Source organism: Type-E symbiont of Plautia stali (genome assembly GCF_059731115.1).
Window position 1 is genome coordinate 2,247,051 of the sequence record NZ_AP035906.1, and the last position, 17,954, is coordinate 2,265,004.

Annotated in this window: 18 protein-coding genes; 5 read left to right on the forward strand and 13 right to left on the reverse strand. The window is 51.9% G+C overall.

The window, feature by feature from the left end; all coding sequences use genetic code 11:
* Positions 1-23 precede the first annotated feature (23 nt).
* Both kdgT and araD read right to left on the reverse strand, forming a co-directional pair.
* Positions 24-1,007, reverse strand: a complete 984-nt coding sequence (gene kdgT, locus AC6I8L_RS10275; RefSeq protein WP_058959796.1) for a 2-keto-3-deoxygluconate transporter — start codon at positions 1,005-1,007, stop codon at positions 24-26.
* Between the two features lie 230 nt (positions 1,008-1,237).
* Positions 1,238-1,936, reverse strand: a complete 699-nt coding sequence (gene araD, locus AC6I8L_RS10280) for an L-ribulose-5-phosphate 4-epimerase (protein ID WP_058959797.1) — start codon at positions 1,934-1,936, stop codon at positions 1,238-1,240.
* Positions 1,937-2,252: 316 nt separating this feature from the next.
* On the opposite strand from araD, the gene osmB reads away from it, so the two are divergent.
* Positions 2,253-2,471, forward strand: coding sequence for an osmotically-inducible lipoprotein OsmB (gene osmB / locus AC6I8L_RS10285; protein ID WP_034821457.1), 219 nt, complete (start codon positions 2,253-2,255; stop codon positions 2,469-2,471).
* Between the two features lie 68 nt (positions 2,472-2,539).
* Here the strand turns inward: osmB and yciH are convergent, their stop codons facing one another.
* The 5 genes from yciH to pgpB all read right to left on the reverse strand — a co-directional run bounded on the left by yciH (position 2,540) and on the right by pgpB (position 6,144).
* Entirely contained in the window at positions 2,540-2,863 is a 324-nt protein-coding gene (gene yciH, locus AC6I8L_RS10290) for a stress response translation initiation inhibitor YciH (protein WP_058959798.1), read from the reverse strand.
* Positions 2,863-3,570 carry an orotidine-5'-phosphate decarboxylase gene (gene pyrF / locus AC6I8L_RS10295; RefSeq protein ID WP_058959799.1) on the reverse strand — a complete coding sequence of 236 codons (708 nt, stop codon included), beginning with the start codon at positions 3,568-3,570 and terminating at the stop codon, positions 2,863-2,865. The genes yciH and pyrF overlap by 1 nt, the downstream gene beginning before the upstream one ends.
* Positions 3,571-3,770: 200 nt before the next feature.
* Positions 3,771-4,940 (reverse strand): lipopolysaccharide assembly protein LapB, encoded by a 1,170-nt coding sequence (gene lapB / locus AC6I8L_RS10300; protein WP_058959800.1) that lies wholly within the window; start codon positions 4,938-4,940, stop codon positions 3,771-3,773.
* Positions 4,941-4,946: 6 nt separating this feature from the next.
* Positions 4,947-5,252, reverse strand: coding sequence for a LapA family protein (locus AC6I8L_RS10305; RefSeq protein ID WP_038646699.1), 306 nt, complete (start codon positions 5,250-5,252; stop codon positions 4,947-4,949).
* Positions 5,253-5,379: 127 nt separating this feature from the next.
* Complete coding sequence (gene pgpB / locus AC6I8L_RS10310; RefSeq protein WP_058959801.1) at positions 5,380-6,144, reverse strand: phosphatidylglycerophosphatase B; 765 nt, start codon at positions 6,142-6,144, stop codon at positions 5,380-5,382.
* A 229-nt stretch (positions 6,145-6,373) separates the two neighbouring features.
* Here pgpB and ribA point away from each other — a divergent pair, with 229 nt between their 5' ends.
* The gene (gene ribA, locus AC6I8L_RS10315; protein WP_034821474.1) at positions 6,374-6,967 is read left to right on the forward strand and encodes a GTP cyclohydrolase II; all 594 of its coding nucleotides are present in this window, start codon (positions 6,374-6,376) and stop codon (positions 6,965-6,967) included.
* Positions 6,968-7,007: 40 nt separating this feature from the next.
* Here ribA and acnA read toward each other — a convergent pair whose 3' ends face one another.
* The 5 genes from acnA to topA form a co-directional block, all read right to left on the reverse strand.
* Positions 7,008-9,689, reverse strand: a complete 2,682-nt coding sequence (gene acnA / locus AC6I8L_RS10320) for an aconitate hydratase AcnA (protein ID WP_058959802.1) — start codon at positions 9,687-9,689, stop codon at positions 7,008-7,010.
* A 438-nt stretch (positions 9,690-10,127) separates the two neighbouring features.
* Complete coding sequence (locus AC6I8L_RS10325) at positions 10,128-10,307, reverse strand: YciX family protein (protein ID WP_034821480.1); 180 nt, start codon at positions 10,305-10,307, stop codon at positions 10,128-10,130.
* Positions 10,308-10,310: 3 nt separating this feature from the next.
* Positions 10,311-10,469, reverse strand: a complete 159-nt coding sequence (locus AC6I8L_RS10330) for a YmiA family putative membrane protein (RefSeq protein ID WP_071845610.1) — start codon at positions 10,467-10,469, stop codon at positions 10,311-10,313.
* A gap of 493 nt (positions 10,470-10,962) precedes the next feature.
* On the reverse strand, positions 10,963-11,937 hold the full coding sequence (cysB, locus tag AC6I8L_RS10335) for an HTH-type transcriptional regulator CysB (RefSeq protein WP_034821485.1): 975 nt from the start codon (positions 11,935-11,937) through the stop codon (positions 10,963-10,965).
* A gap of 191 nt (positions 11,938-12,128) precedes the next feature.
* Positions 12,129-14,726, reverse strand: coding sequence for a type I DNA topoisomerase (topA, locus tag AC6I8L_RS10340; protein WP_058959803.1), 2,598 nt, complete (start codon positions 14,724-14,726; stop codon positions 12,129-12,131).
* A 370-nt stretch (positions 14,727-15,096) separates the two neighbouring features.
* Here topA and AC6I8L_RS10345 point away from each other — a divergent pair, with 370 nt between their 5' ends.
* Positions 15,097-15,345 carry a YciN family protein gene (locus AC6I8L_RS10345; protein WP_058959804.1) on the forward strand — a complete coding sequence of 83 codons (249 nt, stop codon included), beginning with the start codon at positions 15,097-15,099 and terminating at the stop codon, positions 15,343-15,345.
* Positions 15,346-15,371: 26 nt separating this feature from the next.
* Here the strand turns inward: AC6I8L_RS10345 and sohB are convergent, their stop codons facing one another.
* Positions 15,372-16,418: a protease SohB gene (sohB, locus tag AC6I8L_RS10350; RefSeq protein WP_058959805.1), complete on the reverse strand. Its 1,047-nt coding sequence runs from the start codon at positions 16,416-16,418 to the stop codon at positions 15,372-15,374.
* Positions 16,419-16,592: 174 nt separating this feature from the next.
* Here sohB and AC6I8L_RS10355 point away from each other — a divergent pair, with 174 nt between their 5' ends.
* Positions 16,593-17,357: a YciK family oxidoreductase gene (locus tag AC6I8L_RS10355; protein WP_058959806.1), complete on the forward strand. Its 765-nt coding sequence runs from the start codon at positions 16,593-16,595 to the stop codon at positions 17,355-17,357.
* A complete protein-coding gene (cobO, locus tag AC6I8L_RS10360; protein WP_058959807.1) occupies positions 17,354-17,941 on the forward strand; it encodes a cob(I)yrinic acid a,c-diamide adenosyltransferase in 588 nt (195 codons plus the stop codon). The genes AC6I8L_RS10355 and cobO overlap by 4 nt, the downstream gene beginning before the upstream one ends.
* The last annotated feature ends 13 nt before the right edge of the window (positions 17,942-17,954 follow it).

Here is a 17,954-nt window from a genome sequence, read left to right on the forward strand (position 1 = left end):
GGGTCGGGGAAAGATAAGCAGGCTTACTTGATGGCAGCGCGCTGTCCTACCGCCACATGAGAACGCTTAACGCGTTTTGAATAGAGGGCGGTGATAATGGGTACTAATACAGAAGTCACAATAACGGATGTTGCCACCAGTGCGGTGGCTGCGGGAGCGACCGGTTTAAACTGTGGCAGCATCTCGGCAATCAGCACCGGCGTCGCCACTGCCGCGCCTGCGGTGCTGGATGCTGCGATCCCAGCCGTGCCATCACCACCACCAATTAATCGGTCGGCAATAATGAGTGGGATACCGGTGATGATGATGACGGCAACACCGAGCAATACGCCCAATAAACCGGTTTGTGCGATCACGGCCAAATCGATGGTGTTACCCAAAGCGAAGGCAAAGAACGGAATCAAAGTATGTACGGCTTTGCCGAAGAACTCGCGCAATTCCGGGTCAAGATTGCCAAGCGCGAAGCCGACAATAAAGGGCAACACCGCGCCAACAAACACGTGTGGCTCAAACGAAGCAATGCCTGCGGTCCCCAGGATCACCATGGTCATCAGCGGACCCGATTCCAGCGACATCAGCACAAACGCGCCTGCTTCTTCTTTTGAACCGTATTGCTGCATGATGGAGGCATAAAGGCCGCCATTGGTCATGTCCATCGCAGCAACCAATGCTAGCGTGGATAAACCGGCAAACATACCGACTTCTACGCCATTTTCCGGCATCATGCGGGATGCCACGGCAGCCACGACCCAGGCAACGGCGATTTTGGTTAATACCAGGGTGCCGGATTTACGCAGCACGGTTCCGGTTGCGCTGAGTTTGATCGATGCCCCCATACAGAAGAACCATACCGCCAGAATCGGCACAGTGCCCGTCATCAGGCCGTTAGTAAAAGAGCCAAAGTATTTTCCTGCGCCGGGTGAAAACGTGTGGCAAAGCGCGCCCAAAAACAGCGGGATTAACATCATACCGCCTGGAATCTTATCGATTGCACGTTTGATATGCATAGTTGTGTCACCTTTACTGAGCCAGAAGGAGGTGCGTTATCGTTCGCCGGATGGCATGGCAGGCAAGATAACCACTGGCAGTCAGGAAAAAAGTGATCGAATCGATATTAATGAAACGGTGTTTTATTTTTGTAGATTTGGCATTTCTTTTTTATGATATGCATCGCCATACCAGCGCTAAATAGCAAAAAATTAAGGCGCCCTCAGGCGCCTCAATGAAGTTTCAATGTTCAATTCTGCCCGTACCATGCATTCTTGCCATGCTTACGCAGATAATGCAGATCGAGTAAATTCTGCGAAATCGGAGGCAATTCGCTGCGCAGTTGTTCCGTGTGAAGTGCCATGTAAGCCACTTCTTCCAGCACCACCGCACTGTGCACAGCTGCATCCGCGTCTTTACCCCAGGCAAAGGGGCCGTGCGAGTTGACCAGCGCAGCAGGAATGTCGGCGGGTTTAATGCGGCGTTGCGCAAAGCTTTCGATAATCACCTGTCCGGTGTTCCATTCATACTCTTGCTGTATCTCTTCACGCTTCATCGCACGCGTACAGGGAATGGTGCCGTAGAAATCATCCGCATGTGTTGTACCCAGAGCCAAAATGTCTCGTCCGGCCTGCGCCCAGATTGTGGCGTGGCGTGAATGGGTATGTACGATGCCACCAATCTCCGGCCAGGCGAGATACAGCGCGCGATGGGTGGCCGTATCGGATGATGGGCGAAGCGTCCCCTCCACCACCTTGCCACTCGCTAACTCCACCACCACCATATCGTCACGCTGCATTTTCTCGTATTTCACGCCCGATGGCTTGATCACCAGCAGGCCACGATCGCGATCGATGGCGCTGACGTTACCCCAGGTAAAGGTGACCAGGTTATAGCGCGGTAAATCCAGATTGGCTTCCAGCACCTGCTGCTTGAGCGATTCCAGCATGATTATTCCTCCTGCGAACTGTGATAGCTGAATTGTGCTGAACGGGCGGAGAAAACGTTATGGAGCGAATCGCTGTAAAAGCAGCGGAAAGTCGCTGAGACCGAAGAAGTGTGGCGTGAATTAAGAATATTCTATCTTCATCTAATTTAGTTGAGGTTCATCGGGCTAAAGTCAGGAACGGTACGGTTTGCACAGGATTAACCGCCGCAAATGGTCACAATGGAGAGCATTGAATGACACGCAGGGATGACGTACTTCGTTGCGCAACATCTATACTTACAAGGTTGCCTCTGTACATACAATCAAGGAGAAAGAGATGACGACAACAATGAAACGTATGACCGTTGCGGTATTAGCTGCCACCCTGGTTGTTGCCTTGAGTGGTTGTTCGAACTGGTCAAAACGCGACCGTAATACCGCCATCGGGGCGGGTGCGGGTGCAATCGGTGGTTCTGTCCTGACTAACGGAAGTGCACTGGGTACAGTGGGTGGTGCAGCCGTTGGCGGTATTATCGGCCATCAGGTTTCTAAATAACGATAAAGATTCAGGCTACGCAGCGCATCTACAGCATCACGGGCCGCACAGTGTGCGGCCCGTTTTTATTAACCGCCGGCTAATTTCACCTTCATGCCTTTGGCTTCAAGCAGCGTCTTTAATAAATCGCGTTTATCGCCCTGAATCTCGATCACGCCATCTTTGAGTGACCCACCACAACCACATTTTTTCTTCAGTTCTGCTGCCAGCTTGTTGAGCGCATCGTCATCCAAATCGATACCGATAATCAGGCATACGCCCTTGCCTTTTCGGCCGCTGGTTTGGCGCTGGATGCGCACAATACCGTCCCCTTTCGGGCGCGGCGCTTTTTCTTCTTCCTGAGCGATGCGACCCGTTTCAGTGGAGTAAACCAGTCGGTTGTCCTGAGCCATTAGACCTCCTGTAAGCTTTGCAGGATGGTGCGTAGTGTTTCAGCCGGATCATTGGATTGGGTGATCGGACGCCCAATCACCATGTAATCCACGCCAGCCAATTTTGCTTGTTGTGGTGTCATGATGCGGCGCTGATCGCCGGCATCACTGCCAGCCGGACGAATACCCGGTGTCACCAGGGCGAAATCCTGACCGATTACCTGCTTAAAGTGAGCAGCTTCCTGCGCTGAACACACCACACCGTCCAGACCACAATCGCGCGTCAGGCGAGCCAGACGTTCCGCCTGCTGAGCGGGTGAAAGCGTAATGCCGAGGCCTTTGAGATCGTCTTCATCCATGCTGGTTAATACGGTTACCGCAATCAACAATGGCGCATCTTTGCCAAAAGGCAGCAGCGCTTCACGAGCCGCATTCATCATCCGCGCCCCGCCACTGGCGTGAACATTAACCATCCACACACCGAGATCGGCAGCCGCGGCTACCGCGTGCGCGGTGGTATTCGGAATATCATGAAACTTCAGATCGAGAAAAACGTCAAAACCACGCGACTGCAGTGTTTTCACCAGTGACGGGCCAAATAGCGTAAACATCTCTTTGCCGACTTTCAGGCGACACTGGCTCGGGTCAATGCGGTCCACAAACTGCAGTGCGCTGTCGAGATTATGATAGTCGAGCGCCACCAGAATCGGTGAAGTGGTTACAGGCATAACGTTTCCTCAAAGGCAGGCACCCGCGGGCGCAATGGACAAACGGCAAGCATTCTACCCGCGCATGCCCTTCCCGACAATCTCACAGCGCGCTTTAAACCGATGATCGACCGAAGGCTGCACAGTGCCACAACTCTCTTTGAGAATTCAAGATTATAGTATGTTGTAACTATAGTGCGGTTATAATAAAAAAACGGCCGTTACTGGCCGTCAAGTCCGCGGATTGGTTTCACAGAAGACCATGCGCGGCAGGATGGGCAATGCCAATAAAGCGCATGCGCGGTAAATCCGCACTTTTGGCAGCGATAGCGTGGTTTGGTGCGAATCTGTTCGCCCACCATATCGCGCAGCACCATCAGGCTCTCTTTGGCACGACCGTCTTCTGCTTCATGCAGGTGGAAATCCATCAAGCGATGGAACACGCGCATGGTCGGATGGCGCTGTAACTGGCGATTAATGTATAACTGCGCCGCTTCAGGCCCCTGCTGCTGTTCGAGGATATCAGAGAGGTAAAGTTCAGCGGCCGCGCCGGTATTCTCTTCAACGCAGCGCTGTAAAAACTGCGCCCAATCTTCGGGCTGATTCAGTCGCTGATAGCAGGTTTCGAGCATCGATAAGGTTTCGCTCACCAGCTCTTTATCTTGATCCAGCACGCGCTGCAGGCGAGCTGTTGCTTTAGCGTATTCGCCCTGCTCCATAAAGATGCGGCCCATCATAATGGAAACGCGCGCGCTCTGGTGATCGGCCGATTCACCCTTCTTCAACAAGCTCATGGCGCGATCAAGATCGTCACTGCTCAGCGCCTGAAGCGCAAGCTCGCAGTAGAAATGGGCAATTTCGCCCTTGTGCTTCTCTTTGCCGAGCTTGACCAATCTTTCCGCCACTTCAATGGCTTTCTGCCAGTCACTGGTTGCCTGATGAATCTGTATCAGCTGTTGCAGCGCACCGATACGGAAGTCGGTTTCATCAATAAGCTGACTAAACATGTCCTCGGCGCGGTCGTAAAACCCGGCGGCCATGTAATCGCGACCCAGTTGCTGGATAGCCAACAGGCGCTGTTCATAGCTCAGAGAAGCGCTTTCCATCAGGGATTGGTGGATGCGAATGGCGCGATCAACTTCGCCGCGTGAACGGAACAGATTGCCGAGCGTCAGGTGAGCTTCAACTGTGCCGCTGTCCTCCTTCAGCATATCCAGAAAGAGATCAACAGCTTTGTCCTGTTGATTGGAAAGCAGGAAGTTTACGCCGGCAACATATTCACGTGACAGGCGATTGGCTTCCTGTTGCTTATCCTGATGTGCACTGCGACGGCCCATATACCAGCCATACGCCGCAGCAACAGGGAGAAGCAAAAACAGCAATTCAAGCATCGAAACTTAATCCCGACGACCAGCAGTAGAAGAATTTGTCACAGCCGTTGATTGTTCGTTCTGCGCCTGCATGCGTTTCAGCTTGCGCTGCGCGTGAGCGAGAGAAACACGTATCCGCAACCAGAAAAGACCGCAAATTGCCCATCCAAGCAGGAATCCGGCACCAAACAGGCTCGCCAGCAATGTGGAGATGCGGAATTCACCCTGCGCCAGCAGATAGTTAAAAGTGACGATTTGGTCGTTATGCGCTCCAAGCGTGACGGAGATGATAAAAATGACCAAAACCACGAGAAAAATCAGCAAATATTTCACAATGCGTCCTGTCGTGAGGTTATCCAGTAGAAGTATGCCAAAAAAGTGCCGTCGATGCTGCTTATCAGCACATCACTTAGCGCATTTTCCGCAAGCGCAATCAATCATATGGGGGCGCGCGCAGAAATTACAATCCATCATCACGCTGCTCAATCTCCTGTTGCTCTTCGCGCGGCACCGTAAGCGGGCCACAAAAACGCTGCGCCAGCCAGGTGGCAACCGTAACCAACAGCCAGGAAATCAGGGTGGCCACCACTAAATCGCGCGGCCAATGCATGCCCAGCAGCAAACGGCTGCCCATCACCATGGTAGCCCAGGCAAACAGCACGACCACGGTCACGATGTGGCGCCGTGGCCAGAGTAGGCCAATCACCAGCAGCGCCCAACTGGCGGCAAACATGGTATGTCCGGAAGGAAAGGCAAAGCCGGTTTCAAACGCCCAGTGGTTTTTCAGCCATTGCGGCAGCTGAGTGTCGTTCGCCACTAAAGTCGACACCAACTGACTGCGCCCCTGACGGTTTTGCTGATAAAACGCCCCTTCATCAATACCGTAACTCTTCTCCAGCCAAACCACATAGGGACGGGGTTCCTGCACCTGCTCTTTAATGAAAGATTTGGTGTACTGGCCAGCAAGAATTGCGCCGTTCATGAAGAGGATCAGTAAAATGGCGGGCTTAAGTCGGAAGCGTAAACACCATAAAACCCAGGCACTGAGGAGAAGGCTTGTCAAAATGCCCCATGGGCTAGTGACGGTTTCGGTCATCCAAAAGAGTACCCGTAAAAACGCGCTACTCTCACCTGGCTGCCATTGCCAGCCAGAGAGCCAGACAGCAACAGGCATGATTAATAACAAAAGCATTCCCAGGGTGGTGCGCTGCGCAATTTTTAACATCCGTTTCCTTTTAGATCCGCTGATATTCGCGTGGCTGGCATAACTTTAGCTGAAAAAAGAATAACATACCCGTTGCAGCTTAGATAATTGTGCTTTATCACTACAATAACTCTGACTGATTAACGGCCCGGATACAGGTTGTGGCACAATATTGTCAGTTTTGTCGGGCCAATCGGGCCCGTGCGTTATCATGATGATAGCGCATCCTCTGAAGGTTCTGGAGAGTCACATGCAGCTTAAACGGGTAGCAGAAGCCAAACTGCCCACGCCATGGGGAGATTTCCTGATGGTTGGTTTTGAAGAACTGGCAACTGGCCAGGATCATGTCGCGCTGGTTTACGGTGATGTTAGCGACCACAATCCAGTGCTGGCGCGCGTTCACTCTGAGTGTCTAACCGGTGATGCGCTGTTCAGCCTGCGCTGCGACTGTGGTTTTCAGCTGGAAGCGGCGCTCACCGCTATCGCTGAAGAAGGACGCGGCGTGCTGTTATATCACCGCCAGGAAGGCCGTAATATCGGTCTGTTGAACAAGATCCGCGCCTACGCTTTGCAAGACAAAGGTTACGACACCGTGGAAGCGAATCATCAGTTGGGCTTTGCCGCCGACGAGCGCGATTTCACCCTGTGTGCAGATATGTTCAAACTGTTGGGCGTCAATGAAGTCCGCCTGCTGACGAACAATCCACGCAAAGTCGAGATCCTGAGCGAAGCGGGAATTAATATTGTCGAGCGCGTGCCGTTAGTGGTTGGGCGCAACCCCAAAAATGCTCACTACCTTGATACCAAGGCAGAAAAAATGGGTCATCTGCTGCCAAAAGCGTAACGCAGAAAGCAAAAAGCCGGGAAATCTCCCGGCTTTTTCTTTAGTTCAGCATATTACGTATCACATAATGCAATATGCCGTCGTTCTGGTAATAGGTCAGCTCATTGCCGGTATCGATACGACACCGGGTTTCCAGCGTCTCTTTTTTACCATCGACGCGCGTCAGGGTGACATTCACAGTACAACCCGGTTTCAACTGGGAAAGGTTTTCGACATCAATAAACTCCTCCCCGGTTAATCCCAGTGTTTTGCGCGTGACGCCAGCAGGGAATTCCAGCGGCAGGATCCCCATGCCGATCAGGTTAGAGCGATGGATACGCTCGAACGACTCAGAAATAACCACGCGCACACCTTGTAAACGTGGGCCTTTCGCAGCCCAGTCGCGGCTGGAACCTGAGCCATACTCCTTCCCGGCGACCACTGCCAGTGGCACACCTTCGGACTGATACTTCATGGCAGCATCGTAGATCGCCAGCTGTTCATTGCTGGGGAAGTGTTTGGTGTATCCCCCTTCCACGCCCGGCACCATTTCATTACGAATACGAATGTTGGCAAAAGTCCCGCGCATCATCACTTCGTGGTTACCACGACGCGAACCGTAGGAGTTGAAATCGGTCCGCTCAACACCATGCGACAGCAAATAGCGTCCAGCAGGACTTTCCGCTTTGATGCTGCCCGCTGGCGAAATATGGTCGGTGGTGACAGAGTCACCCAGCATTGCCAGAATGCGCGCGCCTTTAATATCCTGGACAGGCTCCGGTGTTTTGCCCATATCGTCAAAGAACGGCGACAGGCGGATGTATGTCGATCCCTCATCCCAGTCATAAGTCGCGGCTTCACTGACTTTGATTTGCTGCCACTCAGGCGTACCGTCGAAGACCTCGGCGTATTCCTTATGGAACATATCACTGGTCACTTTCTGCACTGCGGCGGCGATCTCTTCTGGTGATGGCCAGATATCCTGCAGAAAGACATCCTTGCCCTGCCGGTCCTGCCCGATGGGATCGTTCTGCAGGTTGAGTTTCATGTTACCGGCAAGTGCATAAGCCACCACCAGCGGTGGCGACGCCAGCCAGTTAGTTTTCACCAGCGGATGGATGCGCCCTTCGAAGTTTCGGTTACCCGACAGCACAGCACCGACGGTCAGATCGCCCTCTTTAATCGCGCTTTCAATTTCATCTGGCAATGGGCCCGAGTTACCGATGCAGGTGGTACAACCATATCCCACCAAATTGAAACCTAATTCATCCAGATAAGGTGTCAGTTGAGCCACCGCGAGATAATCCGACACCACTTTTGATCCCGGTGCCAGCGAGGCTTTCACCCAGGGTTTGCGCATCAACCCACGCTCAACCGCATTTTTCGCCAGCAGGCCCGCGGCCATCAAGACGCTAGGGTTGGAAGTATTAGTACAGGAGGTAATAGCAGAAATGACCACCGCGCCATCTTCCAGCTGATAGCTATCGCCGGTCTCGCTGTCGCGATACGTGACGGTCTTGTGCGCTTTCTGCGCATGATTAACTTCAAGTTCGTTGCTGGCATCAAAGGCGGCGGGTACATCACCTAAAGAGACGCGATCCTGCGGTCGTTTCGGACCGGCAAGACTGGATTCAACATCTGCCATATCCAGCGCCAGTGAGCTGGTAAACCGTGGTTCGTCGCCCGGATTTCGCCACATCCCTTGCTGCTTAGCATAAGCTTCGACTAAATCGACTTGTTCGGCATCACGCCCGGTCAGGGTCATGTAGCTCAGGGTGATTTCATCAATGGGAAAGAAACCGCAGGTGGCACCATATTCCGGTGCCATATTAGCGATAGTTGCGCGATCGGCAAGCGGCAAATCGGCAAGGCCATCACCGTAGAATTCAACGAATTTACCCACCACACCATGCTTGCGCAGCATTTGCGTCACGGTTAAAACTAAGTCGGTCGCGGTGATGCCAGGACGCAGTTTGCCGGTGAGTTTGAAACCGACAACGTCGGGGATTAACATAGACACGGGTTGCCCTAACATGGCGGCTTCGGCTTCAATACCGCCAACACCCCAGCCCAATACGCCCAGCGCGTTGATCATCGTGGTATGGGAATCTGTGCCGACTAAGGTATCAGGATAAGCGACCTCTTTGCCTTCTAGCGTTTCATGCCAGACGGATTTCCCCAGATATTCCAGGTTAACCTGATGGCAGATACCGGTGCCGGGCGGCACTACGCGGAAACGATTAAACGCTTTTTGCCCCCAGCGCAGGAAAACGTAGCGTTCGTGATTGCGCTCCATCTCCAGACGCACGTTTTCTTCGAAGGCGTCTTCATCCCCAAAATGATCAACGGTCACCGAGTGGTCAATAACCAAATCGACCGGCGATAAAGGATTAACTTTGGCCACATCGCCGCCGAGGCGTTTTACCGCTTCACGCATCGCCGCTAAATCCACCACCGCTGGCACGCCGGTGAAGTCCTGCATCAACACGCGCGCTGGGCGATAGGCAATTTCCCGGTCAGCATGCGCATCTTTCTGCCAGCCAACCAGCGCCTGTATATCTTCAGCTGTCACGGAATCCTCATCCTGCCAGCGCAGGAGGTTTTCCAGCAACACCTTCATTGATTTAGGTAAGCGATCGATATTACCCAATTGCTGGGCAGCTTTTGGCAGGCTGTAGTAATGATATTTTTTTGCCCGAACGTCCAGCGTATCCTGACTGTGCTCCCGTAACGTTAACGACATAGCTCCTCCTTATATGGGCCTCTCTTTTAAACCTCAATAACCACAAGGTTTAGCTTAAAGATAGACCACAATTTCGTTAACGATTTGATAACAACACGAAATGACACATAAAGGCACAAAGAAAAATGCCCCGACGTTTGTCAGGGCATTAATAGAAATCAGTACAATTTGAGTTATTGGATTAGATCATTGCCCACACGGCCGCGGCCCAAAATGCAAAGGAAAAGGCATAAACGCCGAACCATGAAAAAGTCGTTGTATTCATCGAGTCACACCCTCCCGGATTCCGGGCAAAAAAAGTCCACCGTCTTCAGCGTTGTACTGATGACACCGTTTTTTTAGTGCTGAGTGTTAAAGGACGGGCTTTTAAAATGCCCACCGGATAATCCGGTAAAGAGAGGTATAGATGTCTATATATAGAACAAAACGCAGACTGCGTTATTTCGACTTCGGATCCATGAACGATTCGATAAAGTTACGCTGGTTTTCACTCAGTTCCCACGACGCAGGAATCGCCACAGGCTGTTCAACGCTCTTTACTTCTTTCGCTTTGCACGCTGACGTGTTCGGCTGACGCGCAGAAACCGGAGACTTACGGCTGAGTGTATTTGCCCACATGGCTTAACCCCACATACGCCAAATCATCAATGCCACCACTACCCAGAACAGTGCTGAAGCAGCGAAGACGGTCAACCAAGCCTTACGACGCACATTACCAGAGCGCTCAACCTTGGCGGTTTTAGTACGAAAATCTTGTTGTACAGTCAGTCTAGTGTTCATAGTTTTTGATAATCACTCTCAATAAAACGATTGTTGATAACGATTAAGATTTAGGACGAATCCTAAACTTGTTAAGTCCGAAAATCCAGTTATTTTTATTGAGTACAACGATTAACGCTGTTTATCAAAACCCAAACAATTGATGAGATAAATTTAATTACTGATCAAACTATTTATCTAATACAAACATTGTAAATTTGGGTTAAAACAAATTTAGTACCATTCTAAATTTGAGTTTAATTTAAAGAGCCTGACTAAAAGGCCTTTGTCATCAGTTGATAACTGGAGTATGGGAATATTCCTGGCGGTCCGCAAAGCAGCAGCGTAAATTTTGTGTACTGTTTCTCATTTAAGATATAACAATGAAAAAACATGTGATCGATGTTTCATTTACAAAAAAATAATGAAATTTTTTGAGATTCTTGTGGCGCTAACCAGAGAGGGTTTCACAAGATGCCCACTGGACACCTTGTGAAAATAATGAGTTAGGGGATTATTTGAAAGGTAACTTGATATCGCGGAACATCGCTTCGATATCTTCATTTGAACGTAATGCGACCGCAGCATCCACTACATCACGCGTCAAATGCGGTGCGAAACGTTGAATAAAGTCATACATATAGCTTCGCAGGAACGTGCTGCGTCTAAAGCCAATTTTGGTTGTACTATTGGTAAAAATTTCTGATGCTTCAATACGCACTAAGTCCGGATCGGAAACCGGGTCCACCGCCATACTGGCAATCACACCCACCCCTAAGCCCAAACGCACATATGTTTTGATGACATCAGCGTCGGTGGCCGTAAAGACAATACGTGGCGTTAATCCTGCACGGTTGAAGGCGGTATCCAACTCTGAGCGGCCGGTGAAGCCAAAGGTGTAGGTCACGAGCGGGAAATCAGCCAGCTCTTCAATCGTCACATTCGATTTGCCTGCTAACGGATGGTCTGGCGTCACGACAATGGCGCGGTTCCAGTGATAGCACGGCAACATAATCAGGTCGTCGTACAGATGCAGCGCTTCGGTCGCGATCGCAAAGTCAGCATTGCCCTTCGACACGGCCTCAGCAATTTGCGTTGGCGATCCCTGATGCATATGCAGCGATACGCGTGGGTAACGCTCGATGAAGCCTTTAATCACGCCAGGCAAGGCATAACGCGCCTGAGTATGCGTGGTCGCCACATACAGCGAGCCTTTGTCGGGCCAGGTATGCTCACCCGCGACAGATTTAATCGCATCGACCTTCGATAACACTTCACGTGCTATCCGGATGATCTCTTCACCTGCTGGCGTGACCTGAGTGAGATGTTTCCCGCTACGCGCAAAAATCTGCACGCCGAGTTCATCTTCCAGCATACGCACTTGCTTACTAATACCCGGTTGCGAGGTATAAAGACCTTCGGCGGTAGAGGAGACGTTGAGGTTGTGATTAACCACTTCAACGATGTAACGCAACTGCTGCAATTTCATAGTTATATCTTCCCGGTAGCGACAGAGGGGCATTCCCTGCAGGCGTGTTTCCGCCTTGATTAAGGGTTGAGGAGGGAAAGCGTGTCAGCGAAACGAAAAAAGCTATAACCACTATATCAGTTAAAGAAAGAATGTAGAACGATTAGCTATAAGGATGATGAAAAGGCCAGCAGATGCTGGCCTTGAGGGAATTACTTCTTCGCTTCCTGCCAGTTACCGTCGATATAGAACATCGACCAGCCAGTCGCTTTACCCTCCTTCTCGGAGGAAACATACTGCTGCTTAGTTTTACGGCTAAAACGCACTAACGTTTTATTGCCTTCCGGATCCGCCGCTGGCGCTTCCGCCAGGTATTTCAGCTTCTCCGGCAGACGGTCAGCAAAACGTTGCAGCTCTTCCACCAGCGGCGCACGCGTTTCACGCGATTTCGGGAAGGTGTTGGCCGCCAGGAATACCCCTGCCGCACCGTCACGCAATACAAAGTAGGCATCTGATTTTTCACACGCCAGCTCAGGCAACGGTACCGGGTCTTCCTTCGGTGGTGCAACTTCACCATTGCGCAGAATCTTACGCGTATTTTTACACTCGTCGTTGGTGCAGGCCATGTATTTGCCGAAGCGCCCCATTTTCAGGTGCATTTCGGAACCACACTTTTCACACTCTACGATCGGGCCGTCATAACCTTTGATGCGGAATTCGCCCTGTTCGATTTCGTAGCCGTCACATTCCGGGTTATTACCGCAGACATGTAATTTGCGCTGATTGTCGATCAGGTAGCTGTCCATCGCAGTGCCACACTTCTGACAACGACGACGGGCGCGCAACGCATTGGTTTCAGCATCATCGCCTTCCAAAATGTTGAGCACTTCATTTTCCGGAATCAGATTGATGGTCTGTTTGCAGCGTTCTTTCGGCGGCAATGCATAACCCGAGCAGCCGAGGAATACGCCGGTACTCGCGGTACGGATACCCATTTGGCGGCTACAGGTCGGGCAGTCGATCGAGGTCAGCACCATCTGGTTCGGCTGCATGCCGCCCTCTTCTGGCTCTTTCTCGGCCTGACCTAACTGCTGACTGAAATCGCTGAAGAAGGAATCCAGCACCGCTTTCCACTGCGCTTCATTATTAGCAACCTGGTCAAGGCTGTCTTCCATGCGCGCGGTGAAGTCATAGTTCATCAGTTCACGGAAATTCTGTTCCAGGCGATCGGTGACAATTTCACCCATCTTCTCAGCATAGAAGCGGCGGTTTTCTACCCGCACGTAACCGCGATCCTGAATGGTGGAAATAATTGAGGCATAGGTCGATGGACGGCCAATACCCCGTTTTTCCAACTCACGGACTAAGGAAGCTTCGCTGAAGCGGGCTGGCGGCTTGGTGAAGTGCTGGCTTGGCATCAGCTCCTTCAGGTCAAGCATGTCGCCGACATTGACCGGTGGCAGCGTCAAATCTTCATCGTTTTTACGCAGGGCTGGCATCACTTTTGTCCAGCCATCGAAACGCAAAGTGCGGCCTTTCGCTTTCAGTTTAAAGTCTGCTGCACCCACCGTCAGGGTGGTGGAGTCATACTGCGCCGGCACCATCTGGCAGGCCACAAACTGACGCCAGATCAGCTGGTACAGTTTCTGCGCATCAGCTTCCATGTCTTTCAGCTGTTCTGCCTGGATGTTGACATCCGAAGGTCGAATCGCTTCGTGAGCTTCCTGCGAGTTCTCTTTACTGGCGTAAGTGATTGGCGATTCTGGCAGATACTTCTTACCAAAACTCTTCTCCACAAAGCCGCGTGCCATCGCCACCGCATCCTGACTCAGGTTGGTGGAGTCAGTACGCATGTAGGTGATGTGACCCGCTTCGTAGAGACGCTGCGCCATCATCATGGTTTTCTTCACGCCAAAACCGAGACGAGTACTCGCCGCTTGCTGCAGCGTCGAGGTAATAAAAGGTGCAGAAGGTTTGCTGCTGGTCGGTTTGTCTTCACGATCCAGCACTTCGTAACGCGCTTTCTCCAGCACGGATACCGCAGCATGAGTTTGCTCGCGATTAACCGGACGGAAGGCTTTGTCGCCCTGATGCGTGACCTGCATCGCCAGCGCGTCGCCTTTCGGCGTAGAGAAATCTGCGTCGATTTCCCAGTACTCTTCCGGCACGAACGCTTTGATTTCGTGCTCGCGTTCGACCACCAGACGTACAGCTACAGACTGAACACGACCCGCCGACAAGCCACGGGCAATCTTCTTCCACAGCAGCGGGGAAACCATGTAACCCACCACGCGGTCCATAAAGCGACGCGCCTGCTGTGCATTAACACGCTCAATATTCAGTTCGCCCGGTTTTTCAAACGCCTGACGAATCGCATTTTTGGTGATTTCGTTGAACACCACGCGGCTAAACCGCTTGTCATCGCCACCGATCACTTCCCGCAGGTGCCAGGCAATGGCTTCCCCTTCGCGGTCAAGGTCCGTTGCGAGATAGATGTGGTCGGCTTCTGCAGCAAGGCTCTTCAGTTCGGCAACGACTTTCTCTTTGCCCGGCAGAATCTGATAGTCCGCTTCCCAGCCATGCCACGGGTCGACACCCATGCGGCTGACCAGAGCGGCCTTCTCATCTTTCTTAACCTTTTTTCCTGTTTTCGCCTTTTCCCCGTCGGCACTTTTACGGGCAGTTGAACCGCTGGTCGGCAAATCACGGATATGACCGACGCTGGATTTCACCACGTAGTCATTACCGAGGTATTTATTGATTGTTTTGGCCTTTGCCGGGGACTCAACGATTACGAGTGCTTTACCCATATGTACCTTTACCTAATTGAAACGTCCTGATAAACGGGAGAGGATTCGATGCCCCAAAACCCAACGGGTTCAATATTGCTGCCAGCTTTTCACTTTTCAAGGCAGCGGGGATAATCTCAGGTCAGATTGCATCGACTTATGCAACTTTATGATTAGAAGCGGGTTTTCCATCTGACAGCATCACACATCCGGGTGTGATCTCCCTGAAAGCTGAATCGCCCACACTCTACCTGATAAAATCCGTTACGCAACTTAATTAGCATTCTGATTAATTTTGCGCCAGTTTTGCTGAAGGACGTTGATTTGATGAACAGCTCAACTCGCTAGTAATATAGAAGGAGAACGATTGCTGTCAAAAAAGAGGTCAACAATGTCAGTAGAAACGGAATCCATTTCACGCCAGGCGTTACTGGAAATAGCCAATCAAATGATCAAACAGCACGACGATTATTTAGCCGGGATGGAAGCGAATGACGTGATTCAGCAGGGCGAGGTATTGGTGTTTCGTGGGCCTTACTTCTTAGATGAAGAAGGCCTGCCGAGCGCGAAAACCACCGCTGTGTTTAACGTGTTTAAATCCCTTGCCGTTGAGCTCTCCTCACGCTATCACCTGGCATAAAAAAGCCCGGCATTTGCCGGGCTTGCTCACAACAGTGGCTTATCACCACGCTGCCATATTTTCAGAATTAACCGCTCGGCCGCCAGACTGGCGCTGTTGGTGAAGCGATCCATCATTTTCTTTTTCCGCGCATAGTGCACGCCCAGCACATTGAACCGATCCATCTGCTTGATAATCAGCGCATCGCTGGTGCCGATCTCATCAATCAGCCCCAAATCCAGCGCCTGGCGTCCATACCAGTGTTCACCGGTGGCCACTTTTTCCAAATCCAGTGTCGGACGCATCTGCTGGACAAACTCTTTGAACAGCAGATGGGTTTCGTTGAGATCTTCCTGGAATTTTTCACGTCCCTCATCGGTGTTCTCACCAAACAAGGTCAGCGTGCGCTTATATTGACCCGCGGTGTGCAGTTCAACGTCGATATCATTGCGTTTCAGCAGACGGTTGAAGTTGGGGATCTGCGCGACCACACCAATTGATCCAATGATAGAGAATGGCGCCGCGACGATGCGATCCGCGACACAAGCCATCATATAACCCCCGCTCGCCGCCACTTTATCGACGACGGCAGTTAACTGCAGGCCCGCATCACGCAGACGCTGCAGCTGAGAAGCGGCCAGGCCATAACCGTGCACCACGCCACCCGGGCTTTCCAGACGCAGCAAGACTTCATCACCCGGCACAGCCACCGCCAGCACCGCGGAGATCTCCTCACGCAAAGAACTGACTTCGCCCGCATCCATACTGCCTTTAAACTCCATCACATAGAGTGTCGGTTTAGCGGCTTCGCTCACACCAGCTTTGGCATTGCGCTTCTCGGTTTTGGCTTTTTGCTTCTCTTCTTTTTTATGCTGCTTCAGCCACACTTTTTGCGCCTGTGGCTTCATCTTCGCCAACTGCAGGTCTTCCTTCATTTCACGATAATCATCGTCGAGATGAGTCAAGCGCAGTTGACCACCGCTGTGGCGTTTACGCATCGCGGCATTGAGCACAATCAGAACAATAGCTGCGAACGCCACCACCACGGTGACGGCCTTGGCCAGAAATAATCCATAACTGGAGAGTAAATCCATTCTGCCGCCTTATTAAACAGTGAATTACAAACAATGGCTGAGTTTACCCGCTTTAACGACTTTCGTCGCCTGAAATGCCCGCAGGCGGCACAGAATGCGAGGCGCGGTGATTGCACCTGGCGACAAATTGAGGCATAAAGCCCAAAACCCTCTGACTTGCCAAAGGACATCGCTGTGCATTATCAACCGAAAAGCGATCTGCTGGAAAATCGCATTATCCTCGTCACCGGCGCTTCTGACGGCATTGGCCGCGAAGCGGCGCTGACCTATGCGCGCTATGGCGCACGCGTCATTTTGATGGGCCGCAACGCCGAAACGCTGCAGCAGACTGAACACGCCATCAATCAGCTGAATAAGAAGCCCGCATCCCATTTGCTGCTGGACTTGTCGCATGCCACGCCAGAAAGCTGCGCTGAGGTGGCCGATCAGATCGCCTCCCTGGTGCCACGGCTCGATGGTGTACTGCACAATGCCGGGATTCTGGGTGAGATCGTCCCACTGGCGGAACTCGATCCTGCCGTCTGGCGCAAGGTGATGCAGATCAATCTTGACGCCACCTTTTATTTAACTCAGGCCTTGCTGCCGCTGCTGCTGAAATCAGACGCCGGTTCACTGGTGTTTACCACGTCGAGCGTCGGCCGTACCGGCCGTGCAGGCTGGGGGGCCTATGCGGTGTCGAAATTCGCCACCGAAGGCATGATGCAGGTACTGGCGGATGAGTATAAAAATCGTCATCTGCGGGTAAATTGCATCAATCCTGGTGGCACTCGCACTAAAATGCGCGCCAGTGCTTTCCCGGAAGAAAATGCCAGTTTACTGAAAACGCCTGCTGATTTGATGCCGCTTTACCTTTATTTGATGGGTGATGACAGCCGTCGCAAAACCGGGATCAGTTTTGATGCCCAGCCGGGACGTAAACCGGGGCCAGCCAGCGCATGAGTGATCGTCATCAGCAACGACAGCAGCGTTTAAAAGAACAGGTTGATGCGCGGATTGCTGCCGCGACAGAAGCGCGCGGCATTTTGATGGTGTTCACCGGCAACGGCAAAGGCAAAACCACCGCCGCCTTTGGTACGGCTTTACGCGCTTGCGGGCACGGTAAAAACGTTGCCGCCGTGCAGTTTATTAAAGGTGAATGGCCAAATGGTGAGCGCAATTTGCTGGAACAGCATGGCGTGGAATTTCAGGTGATGGCCACCGGCTTTACCTGGGATACTCAAAATCGGGAGACCGATACTGCCGCCTGCCAACAGGTTTGGCAGGCGGCAAAGCGTATGCTTGCCGATGAGCATGTGGATTTAGTGATCCTCGATGAAATCACCTACATGGTCAGTATGGATTATCTGGATCTGGATGAGCTGGTGCGCGTGCTGGGACAACGTCCGGTTCAACAAAGTGTGATTATCACCGGTCGAGGCTGCCATCGAACCTTGCTCGAGATGGCGGATACCGTGACCGAGATGCGCCCGGTTAAGCATGCATTTGATGCAGGCATTCAGGCTCAGCAGGGAATAGATTGGTAAAACAGTGACGCCG

Coding starts and splice junctions, on each gene's coding strand:
- kdgT (WP_058959796.1), bottom strand. CDS start 1,007: ATGCATATCAAACGTGCAATCGATAAGATTCCAGGCGGTATGATGTTA.
- araD (WP_058959797.1), bottom strand. CDS start 1,936: ATGCTGGAATCGCTCAAGCAGCAGGTGCTGGAAGCCAATCTGGATTTA.
- osmB (WP_034821457.1), top strand. CDS start 2,253: ATGACGACAACAATGAAACGTATGACCGTTGCGGTATTAGCTGCCACC.
- yciH (WP_058959798.1), bottom strand. CDS start 2,863: ATGGCTCAGGACAACCGACTGGTTTACTCCACTGAAACGGGTCGCATC.
- pyrF (WP_058959799.1), bottom strand. CDS start 3,570: ATGCCTGTAACCACTTCACCGATTCTGGTGGCGCTCGACTATCATAAT.
- lapB (WP_058959800.1), bottom strand. CDS start 4,940: ATGCTTGAATTGCTGTTTTTGCTTCTCCCTGTTGCTGCGGCGTATGGC.
- pgpB (WP_058959801.1), bottom strand. CDS start 6,144: ATGTTAAAAATTGCGCAGCGCACCACCCTGGGAATGCTTTTGTTATTA.
- ribA (WP_034821474.1), top strand. CDS start 6,374: ATGCAGCTTAAACGGGTAGCAGAAGCCAAACTGCCCACGCCATGGGGA.
- acnA (WP_058959802.1), bottom strand. CDS start 9,689: ATGTCGTTAACGTTACGGGAGCACAGTCAGGATACGCTGGACGTTCGG.
- AC6I8L_RS10325 (WP_034821480.1), bottom strand. CDS start 10,307: ATGTGGGCAAATACACTCAGCCGTAAGTCTCCGGTTTCTGCGCGTCAG.
- AC6I8L_RS10330 (WP_071845610.1), bottom strand. CDS start 10,469: ATGAACACTAGACTGACTGTACAACAAGATTTTCGTACTAAAACCGCC.
- cysB (WP_034821485.1), bottom strand. CDS start 11,937: ATGAAATTGCAGCAGTTGCGTTACATCGTTGAAGTGGTTAATCACAAC.
- topA (WP_058959803.1), bottom strand. CDS start 14,726: ATGGGTAAAGCACTCGTAATCGTTGAGTCCCCGGCAAAGGCCAAAACA.
- AC6I8L_RS10345 (WP_058959804.1), top strand. CDS start 15,097: ATGTCAGTAGAAACGGAATCCATTTCACGCCAGGCGTTACTGGAAATA.
- sohB (WP_058959805.1), bottom strand. CDS start 16,418: ATGGATTTACTCTCCAGTTATGGATTATTTCTGGCCAAGGCCGTCACC.
- cobO (WP_058959807.1), top strand. CDS start 17,354: ATGAGTGATCGTCATCAGCAACGACAGCAGCGTTTAAAAGAACAGGTT.